Annotated in this window: 13 protein-coding genes; 7 read left to right on the plus strand and 6 right to left on the minus strand. The window is 58.8% G+C overall.

The window, feature by feature from the left end:
• Position 1 precedes the first annotated feature (1 nt).
• The 5 genes from pcaG to pcaC all read left to right on the plus strand — a co-directional run bounded on the left by pcaG (position 2) and on the right by pcaC (position 4,684).
• Positions 2–568, plus strand: a complete 567-nt coding sequence (gene pcaG / locus PspS34_RS06115) for a protocatechuate 3,4-dioxygenase subunit alpha (RefSeq protein ID WP_102672182.1) — start codon at positions 2–4, stop codon at positions 566–568.
• Between the two features lie 196 nt (positions 569–764).
• Complete coding sequence (locus tag PspS34_RS06120; RefSeq protein WP_090453557.1) at positions 765–2,069, plus strand: MFS family transporter; 1,305 nt, start codon at positions 765–767, stop codon at positions 2,067–2,069.
• Positions 2,070–2,112: 43 nt separating this feature from the next.
• Positions 2,113–3,477 (plus strand): 3-carboxy-cis,cis-muconate cycloisomerase, encoded by a 1,365-nt coding sequence (locus PspS34_RS06125; RefSeq protein ID WP_154861790.1) that lies wholly within the window; start codon positions 2,113–2,115, stop codon positions 3,475–3,477.
• A gap of 12 nt (positions 3,478–3,489) precedes the next feature.
• Positions 3,490–4,281 (plus strand): 3-oxoadipate enol-lactonase, encoded by a 792-nt coding sequence (gene pcaD, locus PspS34_RS06130; protein WP_154861789.1) that lies wholly within the window; start codon positions 3,490–3,492, stop codon positions 4,279–4,281.
• Positions 4,282–4,291: 10 nt separating this feature from the next.
• Positions 4,292–4,684, plus strand: coding sequence for a 4-carboxymuconolactone decarboxylase (gene pcaC / locus PspS34_RS06135; RefSeq protein WP_008016493.1), 393 nt, complete (start codon positions 4,292–4,294; stop codon positions 4,682–4,684).
• 121 nt (positions 4,685–4,805) lie between these two features.
• Here the strand turns inward: pcaC and PspS34_RS06140 are convergent, their stop codons facing one another.
• Complete coding sequence (locus PspS34_RS06140; RefSeq protein ID WP_154861788.1) at positions 4,806–6,065, minus strand: OprD family porin; 1,260 nt, start codon at positions 6,063–6,065, stop codon at positions 4,806–4,808.
• A 442-nt stretch (positions 6,066–6,507) separates the two neighbouring features.
• Between PspS34_RS06140 and PspS34_RS06145 the strand changes: the two genes are divergently transcribed.
• Positions 6,508–6,999, plus strand: a complete 492-nt coding sequence (locus PspS34_RS06145) for a hypothetical protein (RefSeq protein WP_154861787.1) — start codon at positions 6,508–6,510, stop codon at positions 6,997–6,999.
• 91 nt (positions 7,000–7,090) lie between these two features.
• Here the strand turns inward: PspS34_RS06145 and emhC are convergent, their stop codons facing one another.
• The 3 genes from emhC to emhA are packed head-to-tail and all read right to left on the minus strand — an operon-like array spanning position 7,091 to position 12,873.
• Positions 7,091–8,551 carry an efflux RND transporter outer membrane subunit EmhC gene (emhC, locus tag PspS34_RS06150; RefSeq protein ID WP_057716083.1) on the minus strand — a complete coding sequence of 487 codons (1,461 nt, stop codon included), beginning with the start codon at positions 8,549–8,551 and terminating at the stop codon, positions 7,091–7,093.
• Complete coding sequence (emhB, locus tag PspS34_RS06155; RefSeq protein WP_154861786.1) at positions 8,551–11,712, minus strand: efflux RND transporter permease subunit EmhB; 3,162 nt, start codon at positions 11,710–11,712, stop codon at positions 8,551–8,553. The genes emhC and emhB overlap by 1 nt, the downstream gene beginning before the upstream one ends.
• 3 nt (positions 11,713–11,715) lie before the next feature.
• Positions 11,716–12,873: an efflux RND transporter periplasmic adaptor subunit EmhA gene (emhA, locus tag PspS34_RS06160; protein ID WP_150812961.1), complete on the minus strand. Its 1,158-nt coding sequence runs from the start codon at positions 12,871–12,873 to the stop codon at positions 11,716–11,718.
• Between the two features lie 277 nt (positions 12,874–13,150).
• On the opposite strand from emhA, the gene emhR reads away from it, so the two are divergent.
• Positions 13,151–13,783: an efflux system transcriptional repressor EmhR gene (gene emhR, locus PspS34_RS06165; RefSeq protein ID WP_057716080.1), complete on the plus strand. Its 633-nt coding sequence runs from the start codon at positions 13,151–13,153 to the stop codon at positions 13,781–13,783.
• Between the two features lie 307 nt (positions 13,784–14,090).
• On the opposite strand, the gene PspS34_RS06170 is transcribed toward emhR, so the two are convergent.
• Together PspS34_RS06170 and PspS34_RS06175 are read right to left on the minus strand one after the other, a co-directional pair.
• Complete coding sequence (locus PspS34_RS06170) at positions 14,091–14,624, minus strand: hypothetical protein (protein ID WP_057716079.1); 534 nt, start codon at positions 14,622–14,624, stop codon at positions 14,091–14,093.
• A 261-nt stretch (positions 14,625–14,885) separates the two neighbouring features.
• Complete coding sequence (locus PspS34_RS06175; RefSeq protein WP_150812962.1) at positions 14,886–15,935, minus strand: alkene reductase; 1,050 nt, start codon at positions 15,933–15,935, stop codon at positions 14,886–14,888.
• Positions 15,936–15,956 lie beyond the last annotated feature (21 nt).

Consider the following 15,956-nt stretch of genomic DNA (forward strand, 5'->3'; position numbering starts at 1 on the left):
GATGACGCTGACTGCGACCACGTCCCACACCGTCGGGCCGTACTACCACATCGGCCTGACCTGGCTGAACCGCGAAAACCTGACCGTCGAACAAACCCTGGGCGAGCGCGTAGCGATCACCGGGCAAGTGGTCGACGGCAATGGCGACATCGTCAACGACGCGATGCTGGAAGTCTGGCAGGCCAACGCCGCCGGCAAGTATGACCACCCGGAAGACGACCAGGACAAACCCCTGGACCCGAACTTCGAAGGCTTTGGCCGGGTGCCGGTGGATGCCGAAGGACGCTTTCGCTTTACCACCATCAAGCCCGGTACGGTCGAGGGCCTCAAAGGCACGACCCAGGCACCGCACCTTGTCGTTCTGGTGTTTGCCCGTGGTTTGGTGAAGCACCTGCTGACGCGGATCTACTTTGAAGGCGAGGCGGCCAACGTCAACGATCCGTTGCTGGAGTGCGTGCCGGCCGAGCGCCGCAGCACCTTGCTGGCCAAGAAGGATGCGTCGGGTGTTTATCAGTGGAATGTGATTCTGCAGGGTACCGATGCCGAGACGGTGTTCTTCGACTATTAAGTGAACACTGCAAAAAAACTGGGGGAGCGAGCTTGCTCGCGAAAGCGGTGTATCAGACAACATTGATATCGACTGATACGACGCCTTCGCGAGCAAGCCCGCTCCCACAGGGATGTGTGTTCGCTGAAACATCTGCGGAACGGGAGTGTTGCAAAGTGTGTCTAGACTCTCACTGTCCCCATTGAGTGAAAAAACAATGACAACACCCACAGCGCCTATAGCTCTTTATACGGGCGAAGAACGCAGCAAGCGGATCTTCGCCATTGTCGGTGCCTCGTCCGGCAACCTGGTTGAATGGTTCGACTTCTACGTCTACGCCTTCTGTGCGATCTATTTCGCACCGGCCTTTTTCCCGTCCGATAACCCCACCGTGCAGCTGGTCAATACCGCTGGCGTGTTCGCCGCCGGGTTCCTGATGCGGCCGATTGGTGGCTGGATTTTCGGGCGCTTGGCGGACAAGCACGGGCGCAAGAATTCGATGTTGATCTCGATTCTGATGATGTGCTTCGGCTCGCTGCTTATCGCCTGCCTGCCGACCTACAGCAGCATTGGGGTCTGGGCGCCGATCCTGTTGCTGTTCGCCCGTTTGCTGCAAGGCTTGTCGGTGGGCGGTGAGTACGGCACTACCGCAACCTACATGAGTGAAGTGGCGCTCAAGGGCCAGCGCGGTTTCTTCGCCTCGTTCCAGTACGTGACCCTGATTGGCGGCCAATTGCTCGCGGTGTCGCTGGTGGTGGTCCTGCAACAGTTCCTCACCGAAGATGACCTGCGTGCCTACGGCTGGCGGATACCCTTCGTGGTGGGTGCCATGGCGGCGCTGGTTTCGCTGTATCTGCGTCGTTCGCTCAAGGAAACCACCAGCAAGGCAATGCGCGAAAACAAGGACGCCGGCAGCATCAGCGCCCTGTTTCGCGACCATAAAACCGCATTCATCACCGTACTCGGTTACACCGCCGGTGGTTCGCTGATCTTCTACACCTTCACCACGTACATGCAGAAGTACCTGGTGAACACCGCCGGCATGCCGGCCAAGACCGCCAGCTACATCATGACCGGCGCGCTGTTCCTCTATATGTGCATGCAGCCGATTTTCGGCATGCTCGCCGACAAGATCGGCCGGCGTAACTCGATGCTCTGGTTCGGCGCCCTCGGCACGCTGTGCACCGTGCCGATCCTGTTGAGCCTGAAAAGCGTGACAAGTCCATTTCTGGCCTTCGTGTTGATTACCCTGGCGCTGGCGATCGTCAGTTTCTACACCTCCATCAGTGGCCTGGTGAAAGCCGAGATGTTCCCGCCCGAGGTGCGTGCATTGGGTGTCGGCCTGGCGTATGCGGTGGCGAATGCGATTTTCGGTGGTTCGGCGGAGTATGTGGCCTTGAGCCTCAAGGCCGTGGGCATGGAAAACTCCTTCTACTGGTACGTGACGGTGATGATGGCGATAGCGTTCCTGTTCAGCCTGCGTCTGCCGAAACAGGCGAAGTATCTGCATCACGACCTTTGATCTTCACGCGCGGACCGCAGGCCCGCGCCTCCAGGAATTGTTTATGAACCAGCGACCGGGCAATCAATTGTTCGATGCCTATTTCACGGCCCGCGATATGCGTGAGGTGTTCTGCGATCAGGGTCGGGTCCAGGCCATGCTCGATTTCGAAGCGGCATTGGCCCGGGCCGAAGCACGGGTCGGGATGATTCCGTCGAATGCTGTCGCGCCGATTGAAGCAGCTTGTCGCGCCGGGCTTTATGACTTTGCGACGTTGGGCGAGGCCATTGCCACGGCGGGTAACTCGGCGATTCCATTGGTCAAGGCGCTGGGCAAGCAGATCGCGGCCACCGATGCCGAAGCCGAGCGCTATGTGCATCTGGGCGCGACCAGCCAGGACGTGATGGACAGCGGCCTGGTGCTGCAACTGCGCCGGGCGCTGGAACTGATCGAGAGCGACCTGGCACAACTGGGGCAGACACTCGCGTCCCAGGCCCAGCGCTACGCGACCACGCCATTGGCCGGACGCACCTGGCTGCAGCATGCAACACCGGTCACCCTCGGCATGAAGGTCGCCGGCTGGCTGGGGGCGGTGACCCGCAGTCGCCAACGCTTGGCCGAACTCAAGCCGCGTCTGCTGGTGCTGCAATTCGGCGGTGCGTCCGGAACCCTTGCGGCCCTTGGCGAACAGGCCATGCCGATTGCCCAAGCGCTGGCCGAAGAACTGCAACTGACCTTGCCCGATCAGCCGTGGCACACCCAGCGCGATCGCGTGGTGGAGTTCGGCGCTGCGCTCGGCCTGATCGCCGGCAGTCTCGGCAAACTCGGGCGTGATATCAGCCTGTTGATGCAAACCGAGGCCGCCGAAGTGTTCGAGCCTTCGGCGCCGGGCAAGGGCGGTTCCTCGACCATGCCGCACAAACGCAATCCGGTAGGCGCAGCGGTATTGATCGGCGCGGCGACTCGCGTACCCGGTTTGCTCTCGACGCTGTTCAGCGCCATGCCCCAGGAGCACGAGCGCAGCCTCGGTCTGTGGCATGCCGAGTGGGAAACCCTGCCGGAAATCTGCTGCCTGGTGTCGGGCAGCCTGCATCAAGCATTGTTGATCGCCCAAGGGCTGGAAGTGGATGCCGAGCGCATGGCGCGCAATCTCGATTTGACCCAGGGCCTGGTGCTCGCCGAAGCGGTGAGCATCGTCCTCGCGCAGCGGGTTGGGCGCGATACCGCGCATCATCTGTTGGAGCAATGCTGCAAACGCGCCGTGGCCGAACAACGTCACCTGCGTGCGGTCCTCGGCGACGAACCACAAGTGACCGCCGAACTGTCGGCGGCTGAGCTCGATCATCTGCTGGACCCTGCCCATTACCTCGGCCAGGCCAAAACCTGGGTCGAGAGGGCGGTGGCTGAACATTCTGCATTGACTGCCTGAAGGAGACTTGCTGTGGCTTTTGTACAACTCGCCGAGGGCGAACTGCATTACCAACTCGATGGACCGGTCGATGCGCCGGTGCTGGTGCTGTCCAACTCCCTGGGCACGGACCTGCACATGTGGGATGCGCAAATCCCGGCATTCTCCGAGCATTTTCGCGTGCTGCGTTTCGACACCCGCGGCCATGGCCAGTCATTGGTAACGCCGGGGTCTTACAGCATCGAGCAACTGGGTCGCGACGTGCTCGCATTGCTGGATGCCTTGCACATCGAGCGCGCGCATTTCTGCGGATTGTCCATGGGCGGGTTGATTGGCCAGTGGCTGGGGATCAACGCCGGCGATCGACTGAACAAGCTGATCGTGTGCAACACCGCAGCGAAAATCGGCGATCCGTCGGTGTGGAACCCGCGCATTGAAATGGTGCTGCGCGATGGTCGGGCGGCCATGGTTGCCCTGCGCGATGCGTCGATTGCCCGCTGGTTCACCCCGGATTTCTCCGAAGCCAACCCGGCGGCGGCCAAGCAGATTACCGACATGCTGGCGGCGACTTCGCCAGAGGGTTACGCGGCCAATTGCGCAGCTGTGCGCGATGCCGATTTCCGCGATCAGTTGTCCTCGATCAAGGCGCCGCTGCTGGTGATCGCCGGCACTGAGGATGCGGTCACGCCGCCGTCGGGTGGGCACTTCATTCAGGAGCATGTGCCGGGCGCCGAGTACGCCGAGTTCTACGCTGCGCACTTGTCCAACGTGCAGGCTGGCGCTGATTTCAGCGAATGTGTTCTGGCCTTTCTGAAGGCTCGTTGAGGGATATTCCGTGGACGAGAAACAACGTTACGACGAAGGCATGAAAGTCCGTCGCGCGGTACTGGGCGATGCTCACGTCGACCGCAGCCTGACCACCCTGACCGAGTTCAACTCGGAGTTCCAGGAAATGATCACCCGCCACGCCTGGGGCGACATCTGGACTCGCGAGGGTCTGCCACGCCATACCCGCAGCCTGATCACCATCGCCATGCTGATCGGCATGAACCGCGAGGGCGAACTCAAACTGCACCTGCGCGCCGCCGCCAACAATGGCGTGAGCCGTGGCGAGATCAAGGAAGTGATCATGCAGAGCGCGATCTATTGCGGGATCCCGGCAGCGAATGCGACGTTCCACCTGGCTGAGTCGGTGTGGGATGAGTTGGGGGTTGAGTCGCGGGAGTAAGCGGTAACGGTGAACAACCTGTGGGAGCGAGCTTGCTCGCGATAGCGTCGGCACATTCACTATTGATGTCGCCTGATACACCGCCATCGCGAGCAAGCTCGCTCCCACATTTGTTTTGTGTTTACAACAGGCTGATCGGGTAGCTGATGATCAGGCGGTTCTCATCGAACTCGTTGTTGCTGTAGTCGCGGCGCATGGTCGAGTTGCGCCATTTCAGGTTCAAGTCCTTTAGCGCGCCGCTCTGCACGGTGTAGCCCAGTTCGCTTTCGCGTCCCCATTCCTTGCCGTCGGTGATGGTGCCGGTGTGCACATTGTCACCGCTGATGTAGCGGTTCATCAGGGTCAGGCCCGGAACGCCCAGGGCGGCGAAGTTGTAGTCGTGGCGTACTTGCCAGGATTTCTCCTGGGCATTGTCGTAACTGGAGTTGTAGCTGTCGTTGGCCAGGGTACCGCCGCTGGTGCCGTTGACCCGCATCCAGGCGTTGTCGCCGGTGAGTTTTTGCAGGCCGACGTAGAAGGTGTTGCCGCCGTATTTGGCCGAAAACAAGCCGTACATTGTTTTGTTGTCCAGCTCGCCAGCACGGGCGCTGCCGTCATCCTTGCCGTAGAAGAAACCCAGGTTGGCGCCCAGGGTCCAGTCACCCAATGGCTGGCTGTGGATCAGATTGATGAACTGCTGGCTATAGATGTCCTTGAGCTCGGCGTTCCACAGGCCGATCTGGGTGCGCTTTTCGTTGAACAGGTATTCGCCGCCCTGAAAGTTGAAACGGTCGGAGGTGAACGCCGCTTTGCCGGTCATCGACATGTCGTCCATGCTGCTGTCATCGCGGGGGCTGTTCTGCCGGAACTGGCCGCCGTAGAGCGTCAGGCCATTGATCTCCTTCGACGTGATCTGGCCGCCCCGGAAGGTTTGCGGCAACGAACGACCGTCGTCCGAACGCAGGATTGGCAACACCGGCATCCACTCGCCGACCTTCACTTCGGTCTGCGACAGCTTGGCCTTGAACGCGACATTGGTGCGCCCGAAGTTATCCGCCGGACGACCGTCATGATCCAGCGGCAGCAGTTGCGTACCGCCTGTGCCTTTACCGCCGTCGAGCTTCACCGAATACAAACCGAGCACATCCATGCCGAATCCGACGGTGCCTTGGGTGAACCCGGACTTGGCGTCGAGGATGAAACTTTGCGTCCACTCTTCAGCCTTGCCTTGGGCCTTGGTCGGGTTGGTGAAGTTGCGGTTGATGTAGAAGTTGCGCAGGTTCAGGTTGACCTTGGCCCCTTCGACAAAACCCGACTCTTCGGCGTGGGCGGGCAGGGCGGTACTGGCCAGGGCGGCGGCGATCAGGCCGGGAACGAGGTACTGCGCGGTGGAAGGCGTCATGGGTTCGGGTCTCTCTAATTCTTGGGGATGAAACGGGGGGGGCCGCAATCGGGGGGATTGCAGACGAGTCATTGAGTTGTCTGGAAAAAAGAACGTGATCAGCCGGACGGTGCAGGGCGCGCAGACATGGTGTCGAACCTGATGTTATTGGTCTTGTGGAGCGGATGGTGCGGGGAATGTACTAGATGGTTCAATTGCTGGCGGCGGGTTTTGGGCGATTATCGAACATAAAATTTTGTAGCGTTTCATGGATGGCGAAGTGTACGGAGATTTATAAAAACACGATGTGCTTTAAGTTTTATTTAACTCTTTAAATTGCATGTGTGCGGGCGGGGTGTCAACCTGTTAAATCTGACAGTTGTTTTGGAAGATGTTGAGGTCTAGCATTTTTTTTTGGTTGTCTTTTGAAATGTGATCTTAATACGTCGGTTAGGAGATTGTCATGAGCGAAATAATGATTAATTCTGCGGAAGATTGGAACGACGAACAGGTGAAAGAACATCCTGTCCGTGGAAGAATAAATCTGACTCTTCGGGTTGACCCACCTGACAGTGATTCGGGAGTCGAGATCCAGTTAAGGAAATTGTTTTTTGTCTGGAAACAGTCTGCGCCCCATTTTGCACTGTTTGCCAAAGGAGAGGATGAACACGCTGGAACGGAGCTGTATCTTTCGGGCTATGGATTGGAGGCTGGCAAGACGTACGTTATTTCGGATGATCTTAAGGATGTGAGTGCACGGTTTGAAAGAGAGGGAACAACGAGCTACCCCCGGACTCCAGCTGAAGGAACACTTACTATCAGATCCATTGATTCTGAATCAATTGAAGGTTATTTCCGATTTGCTTTTAATAATACTGGCAAGGAGGATAAGCGGAAGATTGATGTTTATGGTACTAGTTTTACGATCGGGTATTCGGATGTGAAAGTTAGTTGAGTTTGTTTCGATGATTGGCGAGTGGAAGGTGTTTTAAGTAACGCATCATGAAGTATCGAGCTTCATGATGCGTCACTGTTTTACTAAGCGATCAGAAATACTTCATCTTCGGCGCTTCTTCTTTCAACGGCTCGTTCTTCGCCGTCTGTTCGTTCCAGCCACCACCCAGGGCCTTGTACAGGTTGACCTGGCTGACCAGCTGCGCCAGTCGGTCGGTGATCAGCACCTGTTGCGCGCTGAACAGCTGACGCTGGGCATCGAGGAAGGTCAGGTTGCTGTCGACACCAATGCGGTAGCGACGCTCGGCCAGGCGGTAGTAGTCCTGGTTGGCACTGACGAAATCTTTCTGTGCCTGCAACTGCTGGACGTAGGTCTGGCGGGCGGCCAGACCGTCGGCGACTTCCTGGAAGGCCGTTTGAATGGACTTCTCGTAGTTCGCCACGCCGATGTCTTTCTGGATTTTCGAGTAATCCAGGCTGGCGCTCAGGGCGCCGGCGTTGAAGATCGGCAGGTTGATCTGCGGTTGGAACAACCAGGTGCCCGAACCACCCTTGAACAGACCGGACAGGTCCGGGCTCAGGGTGCCGGCATTGGCCGTGAGGCTGATGCTCGGGAAGAACGCAGCCCGCGCCGCGCCGATGTTGGCATTGGCGGCCTTCAGGTTGTACTCGGCCTGAAGGATGTCCGGACGACGATGCAGCAGGTCCGACGGCAGGCCGGGTGGAACGTCGCTCAGCAGGTCGTCGTCAAGTGGTTTGGCCGCTTGCAGGTTGGCCGGGACACCGGTGCCGAGCAGCAGCACCAGGCTGTTCTCGTCCTGGGCGACCTGACGGGTGTACTTGGCCAGTTGCGCACGGGCGTTTTCCACCGAGGTGCGCGACTGTGCCAGGTCCAGGGCCGAGGCGACGCCGACTTCGTTGCTGCGGGCGGTGAGCTTGTAGCTCTCCTCGAAGGCGGCGAGGGTGTCCTGGGTCAGCTTGTACAGTTCCTTGTCGGCCTGCCAGGTCAGGTAGGCATTGGCGACGCTGGCCACCAGGCTGATCTGCGTGCTGCGGCGGCCCTCTTCAGTGGCGAAGTACTTCTGCAACGCTTCTTCGTTCAGGCTGCGAACCCGACCGAACAGATCGAGTTCATAGGCGCTGACGCCAACAGTTGCCGAGTAGGAACTGCTGATGCCGGCTTCGCCGGTCTGGGAAGCATCAGCCGGAAGCCGCTGACGGCTGCCGCTGCCATTGGCCGAGACGGCCGGGAACAGATCGGCACGGGAGATGCGGTATTGAGCCGCGAACGCGTCGATGTTCAGGGCCGCGACACGCAGGTCACGGTTGTTTTCCAGGGCAACCTGGATCAGCTGTTGCAGCGCCGGGTCATGGAAAAACTGCTTCCAGCCCTGCTCGGCAGCCGCTTGCGCCGGTGCCTGGGCCGGCGAGTACGCCGGGCCCTGCGGGTACTGGCCCGCCACCGGCGCTTCGGGCTGCTGATAATCAGGTATCAGCGAGCAGCCACCGAGCACGAAGGCGGCGACTGCCAGGGAGAGTAGCGACTTGCTCATTAGCCAGCCTCTTTAGAAGTTTCAATAGCGTCATCCTGGTCGGCGATTTTGCGCTGGCCAATGGACGACACGGTGACGAAGAACAGCGGGACCCAGAAGATCGCCAGCACAGTGGCCGTGATCATACCGCCGATTACGCCGGTACCGATTGCATGCTGGCTACCGGAGCCCGCACCGGTGGATATCGCCAGTGGTACCACACCGAGGACGAAGGCGAGCGAGGTCATGATGATCGGTCGCAGACGCATGCGGCAGGCTTCGATCGCTGCATCGCGCAGGCTACGCCCTTGTTCGTGCAATTCCTTTGCAAATTCGACAATCAGAATGGCGTTTTTCGCCGCCAGACCGATAGTCGTCAACAAACCTACCTGGAAGTACACGTCGTTGGACAAACCACGCAGGCTGGTGGCCATCAGCGCACCGATGATCCCCAGCGGTACAACCAACATCACCGCGATCGGAATCGACCAGCTTTCATACAACGCCGCCAGACACAGGAACACCATCAGCAGCGACAGGGCGTACAGCGCCGGTGCTTGCGAACCGGACAGGCGCTCTTCGTACGACAGGCCGGTCCAGGAAATACCGACACCCGCCGGCAGTTTCTTGGCAATGGCCTCGACTTCGAGCATGGCTTCACCGGTGGAATAGCCTGGCGCCGGGGCACCGAGGATTTCCATCGCTTCCACGCCGTTGTAACGGGCCAGTTTCGGCGAGCCGTAAATCCACTCGCCCTTGGCGAACGCCGAGAACGGAACCATGGTGCCGGTGCTGTTGCGCACGTACCACTTCTGCAGGTCTTCAGGGCCCATTCGAGCGCCTGGCTGGCCTTGCACGTACACCTTCTTCACCCGACCACGGTCGATGAAGTCGTTGACGTAGCTACTGCCCAGGGCAATCGACAGGGTGTTGTTGATGTCGGCGATGGTAATGCCCAGGGCACTGGCCTTCTCGTCATCGATTTCCAGCTGGTATTGCGGTTCGTCGTTCAGGCCGTTCGGACGCACCTGAGACAGGATCTTGCTTTGTGCGGCCATGCCGAGGAACTGGTTGCGCGCTTCCATCAGCTTTTCGTGGCCGATACCGGCACGGTCCTGCAGGAACACGTCGAAACCGGTGGCGTTACCCAGTTCCAGTACCGCCGGTGGCGCGAAGGCGAACACCATGGCATCGCGGAAGGTGAAGAAGTGCTGCTGGGCACGGGCCGCCACCTTGAACACATTGTTGTCGGCGTTACGTTCGTCCCACGGTCTGAGCATGATGAACGCCATCCCCGAACTCTGGCCACGGCCGGCGAAGTTGAAGCCGGTCACGGTAAACACCGAGTTCACCGCATCGCCTTCGCCGCCATCCTTGCCAGGGCGCAGCAGGAATTCACGCATTTCGTCCACGACCACCTGGGTGCGCTGGGACGTCGAACCGGCCGGGGTCTGCACCTGGGCGAACAGTACACCCTGGTCTTCTTCCGGCAGGAACGCCGTTGGAATGCGGGTGAACAGCCAGATCATGCCAACCACGATCAGCAGGTACGCCAGCAGATACGGGATCTTGCGCTGCAGGATATTGCCGACACCGCGCTCGTAGCTGCGAACGCCACGGTCGAAATTGCGGTTGAACCAGCCAAAGAAACCACGCTTGGGTACGCCGTGCTCGCCTTTGGGAATCGGCTTGAGCATGGTGGCGCAAAGCGCCGGGGTGAAGATCAGCGCGACCAGTACCGACAGGGCCATGGCCGAGACGATGGTGATCGAGAACTGCTTGTAGATCACACCGGTGGAACCGCTGAAGAACGCCATCGGCAGCAGAACCGCCGACAACACCAGGGCGATACCGACCAGCGCACCCTGGATCTGGCCCATGGACTTCTTGGTGGCTTCCTTGGGTGACAGACCTTCTTCGCTCATCACCCGTTCGACGTTTTCCACCACGACGATGGCGTCGTCCACCAGCAAGCCGATGGCCAGCACCATGCCGAACATGGTCAGGGTGTTGATGCTGAAACCGGCGGCCGCGAGGATGCCGAATGTACCGAGCAATACCACCGGCACGGTCATCGTGGTGATGATGGTGGCGCGGAAGTTCTGCAGGAACAGGAACATCACCAGGAACACCAGCGCGACCGCTTCGACCAGGGTGTGAACCACGCCCTTGATCGATTCGGTTACGACCGGAGTGGTGTCATACGGAAACACCACTTCCATCCCTTGCGGGAAGAACGGCTTGAGACTGTCGATGGTCGCGCGCAGGGCCTTGGCGGTATCAAGCGCGTTGGCACCGGTGGCCAGTTTCACGGCCAGGCCGGAAGCCGGGGCACCGTTGAACTGGGCGTTGATGCTGTAGTTCTCACCCCCCAGGCCGACTTCGGCAACATCCCTCAAGCGAACCTGGGAACCGTCCTTGTTGACCTTGAGCAGGATCTTTTCGAACTCTTCCGCGGTCTGCAGGCGGGTCTTGCCGATGATCGTCGCGTTCAACTGGGTGCCGGGCAGGGCAGGCAGGCCGCCGAGCTGGCCGGACGACACCTGGACGTTCTGCGCGGCGATGGCGGTCTTGACGTCGATCGGGGTCAGGTTGAAGTTGTTCAACTTGGCCGGGTCGAGCCAGATTCGCATGGCGTACTGGGAACCGAACACCTGGAAGTCGCCGACACCGGCGGTCCGCGAGATCGGGTCCTGCATGTTCGACACGATGTAGTTGGACAGGTCGTCCTTGGTCATGCTGCCGTCACGCGACACCACGCCGATCACCAACAGGAAGTTCTTCACCGCCTTGGTGACGCGGATACCTTGCTGTTGCACTTCTTGCGGCAGCAGCGGGGTGGCCAGGTTCAGCTTGTTCTGGACCTGGACCTGCGCGGTGTCGGAGTTGGTGCCTTGCTCGAAGGTCGCGGTAATGGTCATGGTGCCGTCGGAGTTACTTTCCGACGAGACATAACGCAGGTTGTCGATACCGTTGAGCTGTTGCTCGATCACCTGAACCACGGTGTCCTGAACCGTTTGTGCCGAAGCACCCGGGTAGGCCACGGAGATGGCGATCGCTGGAGGCGCAATGCTCGGGTACTGGTTGATCGGCAGTCTGAGGATCGATAGTGCCCCGACCAGCATGATCACCAGGGCAATTACCCAGGCGAAAATCGGACGGTCGATAAAAAATTTCGACATGGTTTACTCCCCTTTGCCGCCAGAGGCTTTATCAGCTACCTGGGCGGGGGCCGGGTTCTTTACGGCTACGTTGGTCGCTTCACTGGCCTTGACTTCGATGCCAGGTTTGACGAATTGCAGACCTTCGGTGATCAGGCGATCGCCGGCCTTCAGGCCGTCTTCGATCAGCCATTGGTTACCGACGGTGCGGTTGGCCTTGAGTTGACGCAGTTCGACCTTGTTGTCCGGGCCGACAACCAGTGCGGTCGGCGTACCTTTGAGGTCGCGGGTCACACCTTGCTGCGGGGCCAGGATCGCCGCGCTGTTCACACCGGCCAGCAACTTGGCGTGCACGAACATGCCAGGCAGAAGGGTGTGGTCAGGGTTCGGGAAAATGGCGCGCAGGGTGACGGAGCCGGTGGTCTGGTCAACCGAGATTTCGGAGAACTCCAGCTTGCCGTCCAGCTTGTACTCGCTGCCGTCTTCGAGGGTCAGCTTGACCGAAGCCGTGTTGTCGCCGGCTTTCTGCAGGCGACCGCTTTCCAGCTCACGGCGCAGTTGCAGCAGCTCGACCGAGGACTGTGTCACGTCGACGTAGATCGGGTCGATTTGCTGGATCACCGCCATCGCATCGGCCTGGGCATTGCTCACCAGCGCGCCTTCGGTCACCGAGGAGCGGCCGATGCGGCCGGTCAGCGGGGCATAGACCTTGGTGTAGCGCACGTTGATCTGCGCGGTTTGCAGCGCGGCTTCCGATTGCAGGCGGTTGGCCACGGCGGTGTCGTATTCCTGACGGCTTACGGCTTGTTCGTTGACCAGTTGCTGGTAGCGGTCGGAAATCGACTTGGTCGAGCGCAGGTTGGCTTCAGCGCTTTTCAGCGTCGCTTCATAGACCGACGGATCGATCTGGTACAGCTGCTGGCCGGCCTTGACGTCACTGCCTTCCTTGAACAGGCGCTTGAGAATGATGCCGTTGACCTGTGGGCGGACTTCGGCAATGCGGAACGCACTGGTACGGCCGGGCAGATCGGATGTCAGGGTGAAAGCTTGAGGTTGCAGAGTCACGACGCCGACCTGAGGCGGTGGGGCGGCCGGTGCTGCCTCTTCCTTTTTGCATCCGCTGAGCAGCGATGCCAGGGCGACGGCGGCGACCAGAGCGGTAACAGCTGGCTTGAATTGCATGAAAATCCTCGGGTCAGGCACGCAAGGTGCGCACTAGAAAGGTGGAAGGTTGAAAAATGTTTGCCGAGTGGATAAGTAGCTTGCTAAGGAATATACTTACGTACATGGCTGTTTGTAAATACCCAGGCTGCGTATCAACGCCGTTACACAAGCCGCTACACAAGCCGTTGAAAGGTTGGAATTGTAGGCCGGGGACGAATCCCCGGAACGTTCGCCCCACTTTTATTCAGCTGATGTTCAGGCATCGCTGAAGCACCCTGATTGAGGTTGTACTGCCATGGTCCGTCGTACCAAAGAGGAAGCTCAGGAAACCCGCGCGCAAATTCTCGTGGCGGCCGAAAAGGCCTTTTTCGAGCGAGGCGTGGCACGCACGACCCTGGCGGACATCGCGACCCTGGCCGGCGTCACTCGAGGGGCCATCTACTGGCATTTCAGCAACAAGGCGGATCTGGTGCAGGCCATGCTCGACACTCTGCATGAGCCGCTGGAAGAAATGGCCAAGGCCAGCGAAAGCGAAGACGAACTCGATCCTCTGGGCTGCATGCGAAAGTTGCTGATTCATTTGTTTCATCAAATTGCGCTGGACCCGAAAACCCGACGCATCAATGAGATTCTTTTTCATAAGTGCGAATTCACCGATGAAATGTGCGACCTGCGCCAACAACGGGTGTCAGCCAGCCTCGAATGCAATGTGCGGATCGGTCTGGCCCTGAGTAATGCAGTGAATCGCGGTCAGTTGCCGGAAAACCTCGACACGGCCCGCGCCGCGATCAGCTTGCATGCTTATATTGATGGCATCCTGTACCAGTGGCTGCTGGCCCCCGACAGCTTTGAATTGCACGCCGAAGCCGAGCGTTGGGTCGATACCGGGCTGGATCTGTTGCGCTTTAGCCCCAGCCTGTGCAAATGAAACAAAATGATAAATTGGCTCCCTGCAAGTCAACCGTTGAAGTCACCGAGGATCATTTTACTTCGCGTGCCTTTTTTGCAATGGGGGCTTTTATATACGGACGTGTGCCAGGTTGACAGCTACCAGGCTACATAATTTGTAGGAATTTTGTGTCGAGCTTGCATGGGGAGTGAACCTCGTGCGGATTCCACTACTGCTAAAAAGAACCCCGGATTTGCGAGCCGGGGCCTGGAATGTGGCGAAGAAAATGCATCAGCAAGCTGATTTGATACGTTTTTTCACCGGCGTCTTTTCTATCTGATCAGTATCAACCGACTATCAAGTCGACGCTAAAACTGAAGGGCGCCTCTTTATTCTTTTTCGTGATGTCGGCAGTGACCTTATATGAGCTGTTGCTGTTGCCGGATCGCGTTATTGTTTTTGACCAATTTGGTTTCAGGTTCGGATGCAGGACGCCGAAAACCACTGAAACTGTCAGCTGAATAGCTAGCGTGAATATTAATCCATCTTCGGTAATGTACGAGAACTGTTGCAGGATCGGGGCGAACTTTCTTTTGTTGTAATACATTCCATTACTTGAGAAGTCCCGAAGGTAAGGAAGATCGAGGGTTTGCTCATCGTTCGCTTCGATTTCGAAAGCTGATAGCGAGGTTCCGGTCAAATCCCAGCCTGCTTTCAAGAGCCGGATCGGGCCATCGGTGTTGTTGGAAATGTTAATGGTCATTATGGTGTATTGATTGGGGAATTTACTGGCTGAAGCAGAAAAAATGCTGGAATCATCAGGTTCATATTCTGTGCGTGCAATGATGCGAGGCACGTTTATCGGGCCATTGTTGTTCATGCTGTTAATCCTTTAAAGTTATTGAGAGGCTTTCCGTGGCGCTCGAAATGTTGTAGCGAAGCGTTGTGAAGTATTAGATTGTTCTGTTGGGTTTGTCTGGGGTTTAATTGTAATTTTGTATTGAGGTACGTGCAGGTGTGATGCAAATTTAGATGGCAGGTAAGTTGTCAGAGATTTAAGTATGACAAGCGGGTTTTGGCTTGTTTAAAGCAAAAAAAACCCGACGTCCAAAACGCCGGGCTATTCGAGTTTTTCGCAGGCCTACAAGGTTGGATAGTCGATGTAACCGACAGGCCCCTTGGCGTAGAACAGTTCCGGACGCGCTTCGTTCAACGGCGCGTCAGCCTGCAAGCGTGCCGGCAGGTCAGGGTTGGCAATGAAAGGTACACCGAAGGCGACTGCATCGGCCTGGCCACTGGCGAGCAACGCGTTGGCGCTGTCCTTGGTGAAACGTTCGTTGGCAATGTAGGGGCCGCCGAAGGCTTCCTTGAGCTGCGGGCCGAGGCTGTCGGCACCTTCTTTCTCCCGCGAGCAGATGAAGGCAATGCCACGCTTGCCCAGTTCGCTTGCGACGTAGGTGAAGGTTTCGGCCAGGTTGTCGTCGCCCATGTCATGCAGGTCGGCGCGTGGCGACAGGTGCACACCCACGCGGCCGGCGCCCCAGGTTTCGATGGCGGCGTCGGTCACTTCCAGCAGCAGACGGGCACGGTTTTCCAGGGAACCGCCGTAGTTATCGGTGCGCTGGTTGGTGCTGCTTTGCAGGAACTGGTCGAGCAGGTAACCGTTGGCGGCATGGATTTCCACACCGTCGAAGCCGGCGGCCTTGGCGTTCTCGGCACCGACGCGGTAAGCGTCGACGATGTCGGCGATTTCAGCGGTTTCCAGGGCGCGCGGCACAGGGAAGTCGGCCAGCGGACGAACCAGGCTGACGTGGCCCTTGGGCTGGATGGCACTCGGAGCGACCGGGGCTTCATCGTTCAGGTACAAACCGTGGGAAATGCGACCCACATGCCACAGTTGCAGGAAGATTTTGCCGCCCGCGCCATGGATAGCCTTGGTCACGTTGGACCAGCCACGCACCTGATCGTTGGACCAGATGCCCGGGGTGTCCGGGTAGCCGACGCCCATTGGGGTCACCGAAGTGGCCTCGCTGAGGATCAGGCCGGCGGTGGCACGTTGCACGTAGTACTCGGCCATCAGCGCGTTGGGCACGCGGCCTTCGTCGGCGCGGCAGCGGGTCAGTGGCGCCATGATGATGCGGTTGGCCAACTCGAGGTCGCCCAGTTTGATCGGATCGAAAATAGTCGTCATTTAGTGGCTCTCTTTTGGAGA

The organism is Pseudomonas sp. S34 (assembly GCF_009866745.1).
GTDB lineage: Bacteria > Pseudomonadota > Gammaproteobacteria > Pseudomonadales > Pseudomonadaceae > Aquipseudomonas > Aquipseudomonas jessenii.

What these genes read in the sequence shown, in the direction of transcription:
- pcaG (WP_102672182.1), top strand. Translation starts at nt 2, where the DNA reads ATGACGCTGACTGCGACCACGTCCCACACCGTCGGGCCGTACTACCAC.
- PspS34_RS06120 (WP_090453557.1), top strand. Translation starts at nt 765, where the DNA reads ATGACAACACCCACAGCGCCTATAGCTCTTTATACGGGCGAAGAACGC.
- PspS34_RS06125 (WP_154861790.1), top strand. Translation starts at nt 2,113, where the DNA reads ATGAACCAGCGACCGGGCAATCAATTGTTCGATGCCTATTTCACGGCC.
- PspS34_RS06140 (WP_154861788.1), bottom strand. Translation starts at nt 6,065, where the DNA reads ATGACGCCTTCCACCGCGCAGTACCTCGTTCCCGGCCTGATCGCCGCC.
- PspS34_RS06145 (WP_154861787.1), top strand. Translation starts at nt 6,508, where the DNA reads ATGAGCGAAATAATGATTAATTCTGCGGAAGATTGGAACGACGAACAG.
- emhC (WP_057716083.1), bottom strand. Translation starts at nt 8,551, where the DNA reads ATGAGCAAGTCGCTACTCTCCCTGGCAGTCGCCGCCTTCGTGCTCGGT.
- emhB (WP_154861786.1), bottom strand. Translation starts at nt 11,712, where the DNA reads ATGTCGAAATTTTTTATCGACCGTCCGATTTTCGCCTGGGTAATTGCC.
- emhA (WP_150812961.1), bottom strand. Translation starts at nt 12,873, where the DNA reads ATGCAATTCAAGCCAGCTGTTACCGCTCTGGTCGCCGCCGTCGCCCTG.
- emhR (WP_057716080.1), top strand. Translation starts at nt 13,151, where the DNA reads ATGGTCCGTCGTACCAAAGAGGAAGCTCAGGAAACCCGCGCGCAAATT.
- PspS34_RS06170 (WP_057716079.1), bottom strand. Translation starts at nt 14,624, where the DNA reads ATGAACAACAATGGCCCGATAAACGTGCCTCGCATCATTGCACGCACA.
- PspS34_RS06175 (WP_150812962.1), bottom strand. Translation starts at nt 15,935, where the DNA reads ATGACGACTATTTTCGATCCGATCAAACTGGGCGACCTCGAGTTGGCC.